Below are 15,875 nucleotides of genomic sequence, written 5' to 3'. Positions count from 1 at the left end.
ATTTCGGCCTGCTTGGCTTCCGCGTATTTGCCCATATTGGTCAGCGACTCCTGCACCAGGCGGTAGACCGTCAATTGCGCGGAGCCGCCGAGTTCGACGGATTCCAGGTCGGTGGTGATGGACAGGCCCGAGCGTTCCTCGAACTCGCGCGCCAGGATCTCCAGCGATGCCACCAGGCCCAGGTGCGACAGCGAGGACGGCCGCAGGTCTTCCACGATGCGGCGCTTGAGCGCGATGCCGCTGTTGAGCGTGTTGGTCAGGTGCGTCAGCCGTTCCGCGGCTTCCGGCAGATTGCCCGCCAGGCGTGACTTCAAACGGGCCACGTCGAGCTTGGCCGCCGTCAGCAGCGCGCCCAGTTCATCGTGCAGTTCGCGCGCGAGGTGGCCGCGCTCGTCCTCGCGCACGTTCTGCAGGTGGGTGGCCAGCTCGGCCAGGTTGGCGGTCCGGTCGCGGACCTGCACTTCCAGGAAGTCGCGCTCGCGCTGCAGCGACTCCTGCTCGCGGCGGCCGGAAGCCAGCAAGGCCTTGGTCTGCAGAAGGTACATGTAGAAGGCCAGCAGGCCCGCCAGCGCCATGGTGGCCACGCCGATGCGCGACAGCTGTAGCGTTCGCCTGATCTGGTCTTGCCCCTGTTCCATTTTGCTGACGCTGCTGGCGGCCAGCTTGGCGGACTGCGCGCGGATGGCCTCCATATGCTCCTTGCCGACGTCRGTGGTCAGCACGAATTTCCAGGCGTCCTCGTTGCCCTCCTTGCGCATGCGGATGCTCAGGTCCATTTCAGCGAGCTTGCGCGAGACATGCCGCGACATCAGGCCGAATTCCCCGAGCTGCTCCCGGTACGGGGTGAACAGCTGGCGCAGCGCGTTCAGGTTGTCGTCGATATCGGCCAGGGCGGCGTTGTAAGGCTCCAGGTAGCGCACGTCGCCTGTCAGCAGGTAGCCCCGCTGGCCGGTTTCCGCGTCCAGCATATGCTGCAGAAGTTTATTGATGGCGCCGCGCGTCAACTGCGCTTCTTCAATGCTGGCCGCCGCCTCGGTAGACTTGCGAAAACTCGCCTCATTGATGAAGATGAGGAAGGCGGCAGCCAGCACCGCCAAGGGCAGGCTGATGGCCATTCTGGGTATCGCAAATGGTTTCACGGCAAACTCCGTTTGGTACTTCGGTGAAGAATTCGTCAATAATGGATGCTGAAAATTAAAGCAGGTGCCGTTCCCGGCATCTCTCTTTCACGGCACCGCCGGCTTGCGCGGGCTTTATAAGGAAGACAGCGACATGATCAAAATCGGAATTGTGGACGACCACGCCATTGTGCGTTCCGGGCTCAAGCAGTTTTTCTCGGACCAGGTCGACTTGCGCGTCGTCGGCGAGGCCGGCAGCGGCCGCGAGGCCATTGACCTGGTTCGCAATGTCGAACTCGACATCCTCGTCATGGATTTGTCCATGCCCGGGCAGAGCGGTATTGATGCACTGGCCATGATCCGCGCGAAGGCGCCCGATGTCGGCATTCTGATCCTGAGCGGCTATCCCGAGGAACACTATGCGGTCAACCTGATTCGGCAAGGCGCCAGCGGCTACCTCAACAAGGAGTGCGATCCCTCCGAAATCGTCGACGCCATCCGCGTGATCTCGCTGGGAAAACGCTACATCACCCCGGCGGTCGCCGAGCTGCTGGCGCAACAGCTGAACCGGCCCAACGACGTGGCTTCGCACGAGCAGCTGTCCGAGCGGGAGTTCCAGGTGTTTCTGAAACTGGCGAAGGGTGAAACGGCGGGCGACATTGCCAAGGCGCTGTCGCTGAGCGTGAAGACGGTGAGCACCTACCGCACGCGCGTGATGGAAAAAATGAGCCTTTCCTCCAACAGCGACCTGACTTACTACGCCCTCAAGAACAAGTTGATCGACTGAGTTCAATCGACGGCGGCGCTCTGCTGGATGCAATAGTCCACCAGGGCGTCGATCTCGTTGGATTTGTCGAACACTGCGTCGACACCCAGCTGGGTGCAACGCTGGCGGATATCGGCCGTCGCGTAGTTGCTCAGGACCACGACCTTCTGACGCGAAGGGCGATCCCTGCAGGCGGCCAGCACGCCCAGGCCGCTTCCCTGTTTGAGAAACAGGTCAACGATCGCCAGATCCCAGTCCCCGCTGTTTTCCGTCAGCCAGGCCTTGCCTTCGTTCTCGGTTTCTGCGGTTCCCACGGCATCAATGCGTGCCAATTCCTCAAGCGTCCCGATCAGGTTTTCACGAATCGTGGGATTGTCTTCTACGATGTACGTTTTCAGTCTCACTGCTCAGGTCCAGGTAGGAGGCGTCGTGGCTCTCGAAGTATTACGAAAGTCCAAAGGATTCGAGAGTCTCTTGTTTCCTAATGTATCTTTTATCAGGGCCCATTCTGCCAGCGGCCAAGGCCAGCACTTGTAGGAGGGCTCCTACGCCCCCCGATTTGCCCACACACCAGACGCTCGCTTGCGGGCTGTAGGCACATGCCCACAGTGTGTTGTGGCGCCTGCCGACTGTTGCGTTGTGCGATTCCGGTCGATAGTGAGGCACATAGAAAACAGAGCCCTGCGCCGTTCCCGACGCGGACATCACACCCACAAACGCAGGGAGGCGGCGCATGTTCGGCAGTGTTTCCAACGCCTTTCCCGGCCACTGCATGGCAAGCCTCACGCCTTCCTTTTGATGCAGGCTTGACCCTCCATGCCACCCATGAACGACACACAGTCCCACCCGGTCCTTTGGCGAAGATGGCTTGCCGGCATTGCCGCCGTGCTGGCCGTCCTTGTCCTGGTGCTGGTGTTTTTCCCCTGGGATGTGCTGCGCGGCCCCATCAACCGCCATGTCTCGGACCAGCTGGGCCGGCGCTTTGAAATCACGCGGCACCTGTCGGTGCATCTGGGGCGCACCGTCACGGTCAGGGCCGACGGTGTGGAGTTCGCCAACCCCGAATGGGCCGACAAGCCGTACCTGGTCAAGGCGCAAGCGGCCGAGTTCGACATCAAGCTGCTGCCGCTGCTGCTGGGCAAGGTCGTGCTGCCACGCATCGCGCTGACGGCGCCGGAGATCGGCTTGCAGATGGAGCCCGACGGACGCAGGACCTGGGCGCTGTCACGCGACACCTCCGACGAAGGCGCCACCCCGCGCATTGATGCCCTGCTGATCGAYGGCGGCAGCGTCGATTACCAGGCGGCAGCGCAGGGTGCGAACATCCATGTGGATTTTTCGCTCGCGCAGGAAACCGCCGGCCAGTTGCCGCTGAGCTACAAGGCCAAGGGGAAATGGCAGGGCGAGGCCTTCAGCGCCAGCGGCCGCACCGGCGGCGTGCTGCAGTTGAGCAAGAACCTCGAAGCGCCTTTTCCCATCGAGGTGAACGCGGTGGCCGGCAAGACCAGCCTGAAGGCCAAGGGGACCATCGCCAACCTCGCGGAACTCGCGGGGGTGGATGCCAGCTTCGACCTGCAGGGCCGCAACCTGGAAGAACTCTACAAGTTGCTGGGCGTGGTATTGCCTTCCACCCCCCCTTACAAGCTGCGCGGCAAGTTGGCCAAGCACGGCAAGGTCTGGGCCGCCAGCCAGATCCAGGGCACGCTGGGAAGCTCGGACCTCGGCGGCGCGCTCAGTTTCGACCAGTCGGCTGCGGTGCCGCTGCTGACCGGCAAGGTGCAGTCAAAATTGCTGGACTTYGCCGATCTGGCGCCAGTGATCGGGTTGCCTCCGCCAGCCGGGCCCACGCCCACGAAAGCGGCGGCGGCCAAGGCAGAGGATGAACCCGCACCGGCAAAAAGAAGCACGCCCGGCGGCGCATCGCGCAAAGTCCTGCCCGTCGCGACACTGGACGTCACCCGGCTCAAGGCCATGAATGCCGATGTGGTGTATTCCGCATCCGACATCCGGCATGTGGAGGTCCTGCCGCTCGACAAAGGCAGCGTCCACGTCAAGCTGAGCGCCGGCGTGCTGCAGCTGGAGCCGATCTCCTTGGGCATCGCGGGCGGCACGGTGGCCGGCAGCATACGCATCGATTCCAATGTGATGCCCGCGAGCTTCGCGACGCGGCTGGACCTGCGCGCGGTGCAGCTAAACCAGCTCTTTCCGGCGGTGGAGACCAGCAAAAGCAGCCTCGGAAAAATYAGCGGCCAGTTCGACCTCAAGGGGCGGGGCAATTCGCTGGCGCAAATGCTGGGCACTTCCTCCGGCGATGTGGCCGTGCTGATGGGCAAAGGCGAGATCAGCAACATCCTGCTTGAATTCATGGGACTGGACGGCGGAGAAATCATCAAGTTCCTGGTGCGCGGCGACCGCAATGTGCAGCTGCGCTGCGCGGCTGCCGCGTTTGAGGTCAAACAAGGCCTGATGAGCACCAAGACCATCGTGCTGGACACCACCGACACGGTGATCAACGGGCGCGGCAACATCAGCTTGGCTGATGAAACGCTGGACCTGATCCTGGACCCGGCGCCCAAGGACCGCAGCATCCTGAGCTTCAGGTCGCCCTTGAGGATAGGCGGCACCTTCGCGGCGCCGTCGGCGGGGCCAGACAAGAGCGCGCTGGCCGGCCGGGCCGGCATCGCGCTGGCGCTGGGCGTGGTCAATCCGCTGCTGGCTTTGGCCGCCACCATCGAAACCGGGCCGGGCCAGGATGAAAATTGCGTCGCGATCCTGAAACAGGCCGCTGCATCCAGTGCCGGTTCGCGTATGCCGACGCAGACACCGGCCGTCAAATAAAAGCAGCGCTCAGCCGTGAACGCTGCCGCAGACAGCACAAGCGGTGTTGCGCGCCAGTTTCATCTCGCTCCACTCCATGCGTTTGCCTTCCAGCATCAGCAAGCGCCCGGTGAGCGCCTCACCCACGCCGCAGATCAGCTTCAAGGCCTCGGCCGCCTGCATGCTGCCGATGATGCCGACCAGCGGCGCGAACACCCCCATGGTGGCGCAGAGCGCTTCTTCCATCAGCTCCGATTCGGGGAACACACAGGCGTAGCACGGCGACCGTGCATCGCGCGCGTCGAAGACCACGACCTGGCCATCGAAGCGGATGGCCGCGCCTGAGACCAGTGGTTTGCGATGCTTCACGCAGGCGCGGTTGATCGCGTGGCGGGTGGCGAAGTTGTCGGTGCAGTCGAGCACCAGGTCGGCCTCGCCGACCAAGCGGTCGAGCAGYGAGCCCTCAGCCCGCTGCGTGACCGGCGTGACCTCGACGTCGGGGTTGATCGCCGCGATGGCCTGTCGCGCGGACTCGGCCTTGAATTCGCCGACGCGGCCCAGGGTGTGGGCGACCTGCCGCTGCAGGTTGGTGGCATCGACCCGGTCATGGTCGGCAATGGTGAGGTGGCCGACACCGGCGCTGCCCAGGTAGAGCGCGACTGGCGAACCAAGCCCACCGGCCCCGACGATCAGCACATGCGCCTTGAGGATCTTGTCTTGGCCTTCGATGCCGATTTCATCGAGCAGGATGTGCCGGGAATAGCGGAGCAGCTGGTCGTCGGTCATGGGGAGGGAGGACTGCCGTGAGGGCAAGGCAGTCGGGGAAAAAGGCGCGAGACGCGCGAGAAACGAAACCGGGAAGACCGGCGTCTCCGGCGCTATCCCGTCACGGCTTTAGTTCTCTTTTTTCTCGTTCTTTGGCTCCACCACGGCCGTCTTGCTGACGAGCACGGGCCGGCCCTTGAGCTGGTTGATCGCCTGGGCCAGCTGGAAGTCCTTGTCGCTGCCCAGTTCAGGCGGGCGGCGCTGTTCCGGCGTCTTCTTGGCTTCTTCCTCGAGGCGTTTCATGGCTGCTTCGCGGGCTTTTTCACGGTTGGCATCCTTGACTTCGGCACCCTGGCCGCTGTTAAGGTGTTTTTCCAGGTCGGCTTCGCGGGTGCGCAGGGCGGCAAACGGGCTGCCTTCGGCGGTGTCGTCCACCATCACGTCGGGCACGATGCCGCGCGCCTGGATGGATTTGCCGCTGGGGGTGTAGTAGCGCGCCGTGGTGAGTTTCAGGCCAGTGTCGGGCCCCAGCGGACGCACGGTCTGCACCGAGCCCTTGCCGAAGGTCTGGTTGCCCATGATGGTGGCGCGCTTGTAATCCTGCAGCGCGCCGGCCACGATTTCGCTGGCCGAGGCCGAGCCCTCATTGACCAGCACCACCAGCGGCACGGTCTTGAGCGCCGCGGGCAGGCGCTTGAGCGGGTCGGAGCCGTTGCGGCGCTGGTAGAACTCAGGCGAGGCCTTGTAGGTGAACTTGCTTTCGGCCAGCTGGCCGTTGGTGGACACCACGGTGACGTTTTCGGGCAGGAAGGCGGCCGATACCGCGACGGCGGCATCCAGCAGGCCGCCCGGGTCGTTGCGCAAATCGAGCACCAGGCCCTTGAGGTTGGGTTCCTGCTTGTAGATCTGCTCGAGTTTGGTCACGAAATCGTCGACCGTGCGTTCCTGGAACTGGCTCAGGCGTATCCAGGCGTAGCCGGGTTCCACCACCTTGCTACGCACCGACTGGGTGCGGATTTCTTCCCGCGTGATGGTGACCGGGAAGGTGCGGTTTTCGTCCTTGCGGAAGATCGTCAGCAGCACCTTGGTTTTGGGTTCGCCGCGCATTTTTTTGACGGCTTCATTGAGCGTCAGGCCCTTGACGGCGGTGTCGTCGATGCGCGTGATCAGGTCGTTAGGCTTGAGGCCGGCGCGGTCGGCGGGAGAGCCTTCGATCGGCGAGACCACCTTGACCAGACCGTCTTCCTGGCTGATTTCGATGCCGACGCCGACAAAGCGGCCGGTCGTGCCTTCGCGGAATTCCTTGAAGGACTTCTTGTCGAAATAGACCGAATGCGGATCCAGGCTGGCGACCATGCCGGAGATCGCGTCGGTGATGAGTTTTTTCTCGTCCACCGGCTCCACGTAATCGCTCTTGACCATGCCGAAAACGGCGGCCAGCTGCTGCAGCTCCTCGAGTGGCAGCGGGGCGATGCCCGCGCGGGCCACCGCCTGCAATTGCACTGTGGTGAGGGCCCCTGCCACGGCGCCGATTGAAATCCAGCCTGCTATCTTGAGCTTCTGACCCATAAAAATACCTTCTTTAGCCTGTTGGGGAACCCTTGTTCCCCCTGTGGGAAGCAATATACACCTTGGAGAAAGGCCGGGAGCCCCAGTTCCGCCCCCGGCGCGGCACGGTGCGAAAAAAGAGGCGAAACGGCGGCTATTTACAGGACTTTTACAAAAACCAGGCCAGACGAGCCCTCGGGAGGAATCAGGCCTTGCCTTGTGCGCCCACGGCCGCCGCGGCCTTGGCCGCAGCCTCGCTGTCGCCCAGGTAATAGTGGCGCAGCGGTTTGAGCCCGGCATCCAGTTCGTAGACCAGCGGAATGCCGTTGGGGATGTTGAGTCCCACGATGTCGCTGTCGGAGATGTTGTCCAGGTATTTCACCAGCGCGCGTATGGAATTGCCGTGGGCCGCCACCACGATGCGTTTGCCGGCCTTGATGGCCGGCGCCATCGATTCGTTCCAGAAAGGCAGCACGCGGTCCACGGTGTCCTTCAGGCATTCGGTCAGCGGCACCTGGCCGGGCTGCAGCCTGGCGTAGCGCGGGTCGTCACGCTCGCTGCGCGGGTCGTTCGCCTCGAGCGGCGGCGGCGGCGTGTCGTAACTGCGGCGCCAGACCAGGACTTGCTCGTCACCGAATTTTTTCGCGGTTTCGGCCTTGTTCAGCCCCTGCAGGGCGCCGTAATGCCGTTCGTTGAGGCGCCAGCTGTGCACCACGGGCAGCCAGGTGCGGTCCATTTCATCCAGCGTGTGCCACAGCGTGCGGGTCGCGCGCTTGAGCACGCTGGTGTAGGCCAGGTCGAACTCATAGCCTTCGTTTTTGAGCAGCTTGCCGGCGTTTTTGGCCTGTTCGATGCCGGTTTCCGTGAGGTCCACGTCGGTCCAGCCGGTAAAGCGGTTTTCAAGGTTCCAGGTCGATTCGCCGTGGCGTATGAGCACGAGTTTGTACATGGTGGGAGGGATGAAGAGTGAGAAAAAGGGAGAAAAGAGGGAAAAAAGGGGAATAGGGAGGGTGGCCGGCGGGGCCTTTTCTCCCTCCATTCTAAAATCACGGGTTAGCCGAAAAATACACAAAGGGTATACCGTGAAATTTCTGATCGATAACTGGATGCTGATTTCGATAGCGCTCGCCTCGGGCGGCATGCTGGTTTGGCCCATGATTGCCAGTGGCATGAACGCCGGCGCACTGACCGCCAGCGGCGCGGTGCAGCTGATCAACCGCGAAAAAGCGGTGGTCGTGGACGTCAGCGAAGCCGACGAATTCGCCGCCGGCCACGTCACGGGCGCCAAAAACGTGCCTTTCAGCGAGCTGGAAGACAAATTGCCCGCCACGGTCAAGAACAAGGGCCTTCCCCTGATCCTGGTATGCGCCACCGGCGCGCGCGCCGGCCGTGCCGTCGCCGTCGCCAAAAAGCTCGGCTACGAGCAGGCTCAATCGCTGGGCGGCGGGCTCAAAGCCTGGAAAGAAGCTAACCTTCCCCTCGAAAAGGCCTGAATGAGGGTCGGCTGGCCAGGGCGGGCACGAAACCTGCCTCAGCCGGCCTGCCCCGCTTCATCCACTTTCCCCGCGCCGCGCCCACGCCGGCGCGATCCGGAGAAACCATGCAAACCGTCAAGATCTATACCACCGGCACCTGCCCCTACTGCATCCAGGCCAAACAGCTGCTCAAGCAGCGCGGCGTCACCGAACTCGATGAAATCCGCGTCGACATGGTGCCCGGCGAACGCCAGAAGATGATGGACATCACGGGACGGCGCACGGTGCCGCAGATCTTTATCGGCGAAACCCACGTCGGCGGCTGCGACGACCTGATGGCCCTCGACGGCCGAGGCGGCCTGATGCCATTGCTGAATAATCCTGCCTGAATTTTTGAGGCAGGAATTGCCTGAGATAATGCGCGCTGGCCGCCGGCCTGCCGGCGCATCGATCCCCCTTCCCGCACCCGAAAGAACATCATGGCTGAAGCCAATCTTGACCCCGTATTCCAGATCCAGCGCGTTTACCTCAAGGACGTGTCGCTGGAGCAGCCCAATTCCCCCGAAATCCTGCTGAACCAGGAACAACCCAGCGTGGACATCCAACTGGGCGTGGGTGCCACCCCCATCGCCGAAGGCCTGTTCGAAGTCGCCGTGACGGCCACCGTGCAGACCAAGATCGCCGACAAGACCGTGTTCCTGGTGGAAGCCAAGCAGGCCGGCATCTTTGAAATCCGCAACGTGCCGCCCGAGCAACTCGGCGCCATCCTGGGCATTGCCTGCCCGCAAATCGTTTACCCCTACCTGCGCGGCAACGTGGCCGACGTGATCCAGCGCGGCGGTTTCCCGCCCGTGCACATGGCCGAAATCAACTTCCAGGCCATGTACGAGCAGCAGCAGGYCGAAGCCGCAGCCGCCGCACCGGCCGCTTCCCAGATCATCGTGTGATGGCCCGCCGGGGCAAGCACCCCGGCCGCCTCATGATGTCCTCATGACGCCCTCATGAAAATACTGGTCATTGGCGCGGGTGCCTGGGGCACGGCGCTGGCCGTCAGCAGCGCCTCGCGCCACCAGGTCACCCTGTGGGCGCGTGATGCGGCGCAGCTTGCAAGCCTGAAGTCCGAACGCACCAAYACCCGCTACCTGCCCGGCATTGCCTTGCCTCCGGCCCTGGTGCTGCAGGGCGGCGATGCGCCGCTGGTCCAGGCCCTGGCCGGGCAAGACCTCATCATCCTGGCCACGCCGGTCTCGGCGGCGCGTGGCATGCTGCAGACCCTGCAGCATGCCAGCGCGCCCGTGGCCTGGCTCAGCAAGGGCTTTGAAGCGCCGGTGGCCGACGCTGCTTCTTCGCCTTCGCCGTTCGGGCTGATGGTCCATGAAATCCGCGCCCAGGCCGCCCCCGATTTAAGGGCCGGCGTGCTCAGCGGCCCCAGCTTTGCGCTCGAAGTCGCGCGCGGCCAGCCGACGGCGCTGGTTGCCGCCAGCGAGCATGCCGAGGTGCGCGATGCGCTGGTCGCCGCTTTCCACGGCGCCACCCTGCGCGTCTATGCCAATGACGACGTGGTTGGCGTCGAGGTGGGCGGCGCCGTCAAGAACGTGCTGGCCATCGCCACCGGGCTTTGCGACGGCCTGCAGCTGGGCCTGAATGCCCGCGCCGCGCTCATCACGCGCGGCCTGGCCGAAATGACGCGCCTGGGCGTGGCGCTGGGCGCCCGCGCTGAAACCTTCACCGGCCTCTCGGGCCTGGGCGACCTGGTGCTCACGGCCACCGGCGACCTGAGCCGCAACCGCAAGGTGGGCCTGTTGCTGGCCCAGGGCCAGACGCTGGCGCAGGCGGTTGCTTCGCTGGGCCATGTCGCCGAAGGCGTGTACTGCGCCCGCACCGTGGTGCAGCGCGCCGCCGGCCTGGGCGTCGAGATGCCGATCGCGCAAAGCGTGGTGGCCTTGCTGGACGGCAAGCTCCAACCCGCCGAAGCGGTGGCGATGTTGATGGGACGCGGGCCTACGGCCGAACTGGCCTGAATCTCCACTTCACGCCAAGGCGTGGCTACTTGCACAGATGCAGCGTCACCAGCAGCGAGGCGTCCTGCACCGCCGTCAGGCCGTGCGGCACACCGCCTGCCAGCCAGAGCAACTGGCCGGCTTTCATGGGCTGGGTCTGGCCGTTCGCGGTGAAGGCCACCTCACCCTCCAGGCATTGAACGGTGATTTCGCCTTTGACCTGGTGCGAAGGCACGGTTTTGCCGGCCGGCACGATGAGGCGCATGACTTCCAGTTCATCGCTTTTGAACAGCGCGACGGTCCTGGCTTCCGAGAGTTTTCCCGCCAGCGGCTGGACGTTGATCAGCTGCCCGGAAGCGGCGTGGGGAATGGCCATGGTGGAACTCCTGCAACGTGGGGGCAATATGCCAAGCCTGGGAACTTTATACCCCAAGGCCGGCGTCGCCCGTCCCCGCGTTTGACCTGATCAGGCCGGCACCACCGCCCCGGGAATCGCCTTGTTGTAGTACAGGAAAACCTCGTCGCGCACCCAGTCCAAAGATTCGTACAGGGCCTGCGCCTTGTGGTTGGTCCTGGCGGTGCTGAGGTCCAGCCGCGCGAAGCCGTTCTGCCGCGCATGGTCGTGGGCCGCCTGCATCAGCGCGCGGCCGGCACCGGTCTGGCGTGCTGGGGGCGCCACATAAAGATCGTAGAGCGTCAAGATCGGCTGAGCGATCACCGAGCAGAAGCTGGGGTAGAGCTGGCAAAACCCCACCAGCGATTGCGCAGCATCCGCAGCCTGGGCGACCAGGATCACCGATTCCTGGTTCCGCATGCGGTCGCCGATGAACTGCAAGGCCAGTCCGTCGTCGGCGGGCTGCTCGTAGAACTGCCGGTAGGCGTCAAACAGCGCGGCCACGGCCGGCAGGTCGGGCAGGGCGGCGAGGCGGATGGACACTGCGCTCATGCCGGCGGCACCCTAGATTTCCAGGTTGTCGATCAGCCGCGTGCTGCCCAGCTTGGCCGCGCCCAGCACCACCAGCGGCTCGCCGGCCAGCGGGCCCTGGGGCGCCAGCAAGTCGGCGCGGCGGCGCACGGTGAGGTAGTCGGGCTTCCAGCCGCGGCGCGCCAGCGCCTGCATGGCCTGCGCTTCCAGCGCGGGCAGGTCGGGCGTGCCGCCGGCGCGGGCGGCCTCGCCCAGCGCGCGTATGGCCTTGGAGAGCTCCACAGCCTCGGCGCGCTCGGTCGCACTCAGGTAGCCGTTGCGGGACGACAGCGCCAGGCCGTCCTCGGCGCGCTGGGTCTCGCCGGCCAGGATATCGATGGGCAGCGCGAACTGCTGCACCATGCGCCGCACCACCATGACCTGCTGGTAGTCCTTCTTGCCGAAGGCCGCCACGCCTGAGGGCATGCCGGCGAACACGCAGCTGAACAGCTTGAGCACCACGGTGCTCACGCCGATGAAAAAGCCGGGCCGGAAGTGGCCCTCCAGAATGTCGCTCAAGTCGGTGGCTGGATGCACCTTGTAGGTCTGTGGCTCGGGGTAGAGGTGTTTTTCGAGCGGTGCGAACAGCACATTGCAGCCGGCGGCTTTCAGGCGCTCGGCGTCGGCGTCCAGGGTGCGCGGATAGCTGTCGAAGTCCTCATGCGGCGCGAACTGCAGGCGGTTCACGAAGATGCTGGAGACGGTGACGTCACCCAGCGGCTTGGCCTGCCTGACGAGCGCGATGTGGCCGTCGTGCAGGTTGCCCATCGTGGGGACAAAGGCCGGGCGCTTGTAGGGGCTGAGGGCCTCGCGGAGTTCGGGGATGGTGTGGACGATCTGCATCTTTTGTTCTCCTTGGGGTGTTACCCCTTCCCCCTCTGGGGGAAGGTTGGGATGGGGGCTGGCTGCGTCAACGACCCGGCGGCTGCTACCAGTGCCAGCCGCCCCCATCCCCGCCTTCCCTCAGTGGGGGAAGGAGAAAAACCGTTACCACGCATGCGTGGCGTTCACCGGAAAGCTGCCGTCCTTGACGGCGCGCACATAGGCTTCCATGGCGCCGCGCACGCTGGCGCTTTTGTTGTCCGGGCCTTCCATGAAGTTGCGCACGAACTTCGGCATCTTGCCCAGGTTCATGCCCAGCATGTCGTGAAGCACCAGCACCTGGCCGGCCGTGCCGCTGCCCGCGCCTATGCCTATGGTGGCGCAGTGCGCGAGTTCTTTGGTGAGTTCGGCCGACAGGGCCGCGGGCACCATCTCCAGCACCATCATGGCGGCACCGGCGTCCTGCAGTTCGCGCGCCTGCTTCTTGAGCGTGGCGGCGGCTTCTTCACCCTTGCCCTGCACGCGGTAGCCGCCCAGCGCATGCACGGTCTGCGGCGTCAGGCCCAGGTGGGCGCAGACGGGAATGCCGCGCTCGACCAGGAAACGCACGGTCTCGGCCGTCCAGCCACCGCCTTCCAGCTTGACCATGTGGGCGCCGGCCTGCATCAGCACCACGGCGCTGCGCAAGGCTTGCTCTTTGGACTCGTGGTAGCTGCCGAAGGGCAGGTCGCCTATCAGCCAGGCCGTGGCCTGCGAGCGGCGCAGGCCGTTGGCCACGCATTCGGTGTGGTGGCGCATGGCCTCGAGCGTCACGCCGACGGTGCTGGTCAGGCCCTGGCAGACCATGCCCAGTGAATCGCCCACCAGGATGCACTCCACGCCCGCCGCATCGGCCACGGCCGCGAAGGTCGCGTCGTAGGCCGTCAGCATGGTGATTTTTTCGCCGTGCGCATGCATTTCGCGCAGGCGCGGCAGGCTCAGCGGCTTGCGCGCCGACGGCGTGGACGAGGGCGGCAGCGTGCCGTAAGGCGTGGCGGAGGTGTTGGGGGTATTGGAAGGAGACGTCATGGGCGCGATCCGGAATTTAGCGAGAGTCTAACCAGCTTCGCCGCGCTTTTTTGCACGCGATTTAGAGAGCCCAGACAAGCTGTGCGTGTTACCGAACTTCGGGCGCCGAGCGGCTCATGCCCAGGCGTTCCAGCAGCTTCACGTCGGCCTCGGTGTCGGGGTTGCCGGTGGTCAGCAGCTTGTCGCCGTAAAAAATCGAATTGGCGCCAGCCAGGAAACACAGGGCCTGCACGCCGTCGCCCATCTGCTGGCGGCCGGCCGACAGGCGCACGCGCGCGGTCGGCATGGTGATGCGGGCCACGGCAATCGTGCGCACGAACTCGAACGGGTCCAGGTCGGCCTGGTTGGCCAGCGGCGTGCCTTCGACCTTCACGAGGTTGTTGATGGGCACCGACTCGGGGTAGGGCGTGAGGTTGGCGAGCTCGGCCACCAGGCCGGCGCGCTGGCGGCGCGTCTCGCCCATGCCGACGATGCCGCCGCAGCAGACCTTGACGCCCGCGCTGCGCACGCGTGCCAGCGTGTCCAGGCGGTCCTGGTAGTCACGCGTGGTGATGATGTCGCCGTAAAAGTCGGGGGCGCTGTCGAGGTTGTGGTTGTAGTAGTCCAGGCCCGCGCTTTGCAGGGTTTGCGCATGGCCGTCTTCCAGCATGCCCAGCGTGGCGCAGGTTTCCAGGCCCAGGGCCTTCACGGTGCGCACCAGCTCGGCGACTTTTTCGATGTCGCGGTCTTTGGGCGAGCGCCAGGCCGCGCCCATGCAAAAACGCGTGGCGCCAGCGGCTTGGGCGCGTTGCGCGGCGGCCAGCACTTCGGCGGGCTCCATGAGCTTGCTGGCTTCCACGCCGGTGTCGTAGCGCGCGGCCTGCGGGCAGTAGCCGCAGTCTTCGGCGCAGCCGCCGGTCTTGACCGACAGCAGGGTGGCGAACTCGACGCGCGTCGGGTCGAAGTTTTCGCGGTGCACCGTCTGCGCGCGGTGCATCAGCTCAGGGAAGGGCAGGTTGAACAGCGCTTCGATGGCGTCAACGCTCCAGCGTTGGTCGCCGGCGGGGGCTGGCGCCGCTTTGGCGCGGGGGCGGTGCAGGGTGACGGTTTGTTCTGCGGCGTGGGACATGTGTTCTTCCTTCCGAAGCGTGGGTTTTGGAGTCTAGCTGAAGAGATGGGGGCGATGAGGTGTAACGATCAAGCGGCCTGCCGCTCCAGCGCGCCCAGGGCTTCAATCAATTGGTCGACGTCGGCGTCACTGTGCGCGGCCGACAGCGCGATGCGCAGCCGGGCCGTGCCTTCGGCCACGGTGGGCGGGCGTATCGCCGGCACCCAGATGCCGCGCTCGCGCAGGCCGTCCATCACGGCCAGGGCTTTGTCATTGGGGCCTATCAGCAGTGGCTGGATGGCGGTTTGCGAGGCCGACAGCTGCCAGCCGCTGCCCTCAAGGCTTGCCGTGAGGCCATCACGCAGGCGCGCGATGAGGCGCTGCAGGTGCGCGCGCCGCCATTCGTCCTGCTCAATCACTTGCAGGCTGGCGCGCAGGGCGCTGGCCAGCAGCGCGGGCGAGGCGGTGGCAAATATATAGCTGCGGGTTTTCTGCAGCAGCCATTCGACCAGCGCCTCGTCGCCCGCCACAAAGGCGCCGGCGACGCCAGCAGCCTTGCCCAGCGTGGCCATGTAGAGCACGCGGCGCGAGGCCCGCGCGCCATGCAGGCCGGCGGCGGCCAGGCTGCCCCGGCCCTGCGGGCCCAGCACGCCGAAGCCGTGGGCGTCGTCCAGCAGCAGCAGGGCGTCGTGGCGCTCGCACAGCGCCAGCAGCGCCGGGATGTCGGCGCTGTCGCCGTCCATGCTGAAGACGGCGTCGCTGATCACCAGCTTGCGCGGCGCGGTGCTGCGCGCGAGTTCTCCCGCCAGCGCATCGAGGTCGGCATGTGCGTAGCGGTGTATCTGCGCGCGCGACAGCCGCGCGCCGTCGATCAGGCAGGCGTGGTTGAGCGCATCAGAAAAGATCGCGTCGCCGGCGCCCACCAGCGCCGGCACGATGCCGATGTTGGTGGCGTAGCCCGCGTAAAAATACAGAGCGCGCGGCAGGCCCACAAAGGCCGCGAGTTCGCGCTCCAGCGCCGCATTGGCCGCGCTGTGGCCGCTGACCAGCGGCGAGGCGCCGGCCCCCACGCCATAAGCGTGCGCACCTTCACAGGCCGCCCGCACCAGGACCGGGTGGGTGGCCAGGCCCAGGTAGTCGTTGCTGCAAAAGGCCAGCATGCTCTGGCCGTCCACCGTCAGGCGCGCGCCGCTTTCGGGCACGACCTCACGGCGCCGGCGGCGCAGGTGGGCGCTGTCCAGCTCAGCCAGGCGGGCCGGGAATTCATCGAGCCAGGAAGCGGTCGTCATTGCCATGCGGGGGGAAGCTCAAAGATGACCGCGCGCGGGTCGGGCACGGCCTGGTGGGGAATGGTGGCCAGCAGCGGCGCCTGCAGTTTTTGCCGCAGAAAGGCGATGTTGTCTTCTTGCGCCAGCATGGTGGCATCGACGTGGTTGGCCACCCAG

17 protein-coding genes are annotated in these 15,875 nt (G+C 65.3%); 6 read left to right on the top strand and 11 right to left on the bottom strand.

All coding sequences use genetic code 11. From position 1 onward, the window contains the following. On the bottom strand, positions 1-1,139 hold a 1,139-nt coding region (locus AC1D0P_RS09830; RefSeq protein WP_477676558.1), incomplete at its 3' end, for a sensor histidine kinase. A gap of 133 nt (positions 1,140-1,272) precedes the next feature. Between AC1D0P_RS09830 and AC1D0P_RS09825 the strand changes: the two genes are divergently transcribed. Then, the gene (locus AC1D0P_RS09825) at positions 1,273-1,905 is read left to right on the top strand and encodes a response regulator (protein WP_007867910.1); all 633 of its coding nucleotides are present in this window, start codon (positions 1,273-1,275) and stop codon (positions 1,903-1,905) included. A 2-nt stretch (positions 1,906-1,907) separates the two neighbouring features. On the opposite strand, the gene AC1D0P_RS09820 is transcribed toward AC1D0P_RS09825, so the two are convergent. Continuing rightward, positions 1,908-2,288, bottom strand: a complete 381-nt coding sequence (locus AC1D0P_RS09820; RefSeq protein ID WP_477652513.1) for a response regulator — start codon at positions 2,286-2,288, stop codon at positions 1,908-1,910. Between the two features lie 421 nt (positions 2,289-2,709). On the opposite strand from AC1D0P_RS09820, the gene AC1D0P_RS09815 reads away from it, so the two are divergent. Next, positions 2,710-4,722, top strand: coding sequence for an AsmA family protein (locus AC1D0P_RS09815; RefSeq protein WP_477676557.1), 2,013 nt, complete (start codon positions 2,710-2,712; stop codon positions 4,720-4,722). A 9-nt stretch (positions 4,723-4,731) separates the two neighbouring features. Here the strand turns inward: AC1D0P_RS09815 and AC1D0P_RS09810 are convergent, their stop codons facing one another. The 3 genes from AC1D0P_RS09810 to gpmA all read right to left on the bottom strand — a co-directional run bounded on the left by AC1D0P_RS09810 (position 4,732) and on the right by gpmA (position 7,963). Continuing rightward, positions 4,732-5,487, bottom strand: a complete 756-nt coding sequence (locus tag AC1D0P_RS09810; RefSeq protein WP_477676556.1) for a HesA/MoeB/ThiF family protein — start codon at positions 5,485-5,487, stop codon at positions 4,732-4,734. Between the two features lie 108 nt (positions 5,488-5,595). Beyond that, positions 5,596-7,035, bottom strand: coding sequence for a S41 family peptidase (locus AC1D0P_RS09805; protein WP_436157399.1), 1,440 nt, complete (start codon positions 7,033-7,035; stop codon positions 5,596-5,598). A 184-nt stretch (positions 7,036-7,219) separates the two neighbouring features. After that, positions 7,220-7,963 carry a 2,3-diphosphoglycerate-dependent phosphoglycerate mutase gene (gene gpmA / locus AC1D0P_RS09800; RefSeq protein ID WP_477676555.1) on the bottom strand — a complete coding sequence of 248 codons (744 nt, stop codon included), beginning with the start codon at positions 7,961-7,963 and terminating at the stop codon, positions 7,220-7,222. Between the two features lie 133 nt (positions 7,964-8,096). On the opposite strand from gpmA, the gene AC1D0P_RS09795 reads away from it, so the two are divergent. The 4 genes from AC1D0P_RS09795 (at position 8,097) to AC1D0P_RS09780 (ending at position 10,510) form a co-directional block, all read left to right on the top strand. Further along, positions 8,097-8,507, top strand: a complete 411-nt coding sequence (locus AC1D0P_RS09795) for a rhodanese-like domain-containing protein (protein ID WP_477676554.1) — start codon at positions 8,097-8,099, stop codon at positions 8,505-8,507. Between the two features lie 107 nt (positions 8,508-8,614). Then, a complete protein-coding gene (gene grxC / locus AC1D0P_RS09790; protein ID WP_007867884.1) occupies positions 8,615-8,878 on the top strand; it encodes a glutaredoxin 3 in 264 nt (87 codons plus the stop codon). A gap of 90 nt (positions 8,879-8,968) precedes the next feature. Further along, positions 8,969-9,436, top strand: a complete 468-nt coding sequence (gene secB, locus AC1D0P_RS09785; RefSeq protein ID WP_477676553.1) for a protein-export chaperone SecB — start codon at positions 8,969-8,971, stop codon at positions 9,434-9,436. 54 nt (positions 9,437-9,490) lie between these two features. After that, the gene (locus AC1D0P_RS09780) at positions 9,491-10,510 is read left to right on the top strand and encodes an NAD(P)H-dependent glycerol-3-phosphate dehydrogenase (protein ID WP_477676552.1); all 1,020 of its coding nucleotides are present in this window, start codon (positions 9,491-9,493) and stop codon (positions 10,508-10,510) included. A 25-nt stretch (positions 10,511-10,535) separates the two neighbouring features. On the opposite strand, the gene AC1D0P_RS09775 is transcribed toward AC1D0P_RS09780, so the two are convergent. From AC1D0P_RS09775 to bioF, 6 genes are all read right to left on the bottom strand, one after another. Next, a complete protein-coding gene (locus AC1D0P_RS09775; protein WP_477676551.1) occupies positions 10,536-10,865 on the bottom strand; it encodes a cupin domain-containing protein in 330 nt (109 codons plus the stop codon). 90 nt (positions 10,866-10,955) lie between these two features. Beyond that, complete coding sequence (locus tag AC1D0P_RS09770) at positions 10,956-11,435, bottom strand: N-acetyltransferase family protein (protein ID WP_477676550.1); 480 nt, start codon at positions 11,433-11,435, stop codon at positions 10,956-10,958. A 12-nt stretch (positions 11,436-11,447) separates the two neighbouring features. Then, positions 11,448-12,296, bottom strand: coding sequence for a pantoate--beta-alanine ligase (gene panC, locus AC1D0P_RS09765; RefSeq protein ID WP_477676549.1), 849 nt, complete (start codon positions 12,294-12,296; stop codon positions 11,448-11,450). Between the two features lie 144 nt (positions 12,297-12,440). Then, positions 12,441-13,343: a 3-methyl-2-oxobutanoate hydroxymethyltransferase gene (gene panB / locus AC1D0P_RS09760; RefSeq protein WP_477676548.1), complete on the bottom strand. Its 903-nt coding sequence runs from the start codon at positions 13,341-13,343 to the stop codon at positions 12,441-12,443. An 88-nt stretch (positions 13,344-13,431) separates the two neighbouring features. Next, positions 13,432-14,451, bottom strand: a complete 1,020-nt coding sequence (gene bioB, locus AC1D0P_RS09755; RefSeq protein ID WP_477676547.1) for a biotin synthase BioB — start codon at positions 14,449-14,451, stop codon at positions 13,432-13,434. Positions 14,452-14,519: 68 nt separating this feature from the next. Beyond that, the gene (bioF, locus tag AC1D0P_RS09750) at positions 14,520-15,719 is read right to left on the bottom strand and encodes an 8-amino-7-oxononanoate synthase (RefSeq protein ID WP_477676559.1); all 1,200 of its coding nucleotides are present in this window, start codon (positions 15,717-15,719) and stop codon (positions 14,520-14,522) included. Positions 15,720-15,875: the final 156 nt, after the last annotated feature.

The sequence above is a fragment of the Polaromonas sp. P1_G2 genome, assembly GCF_056405515.1.
The sequence above is the reverse complement of the archived record's forward strand: the minus strand, read 5'-3'. Positions and strand labels throughout refer to the sequence as shown.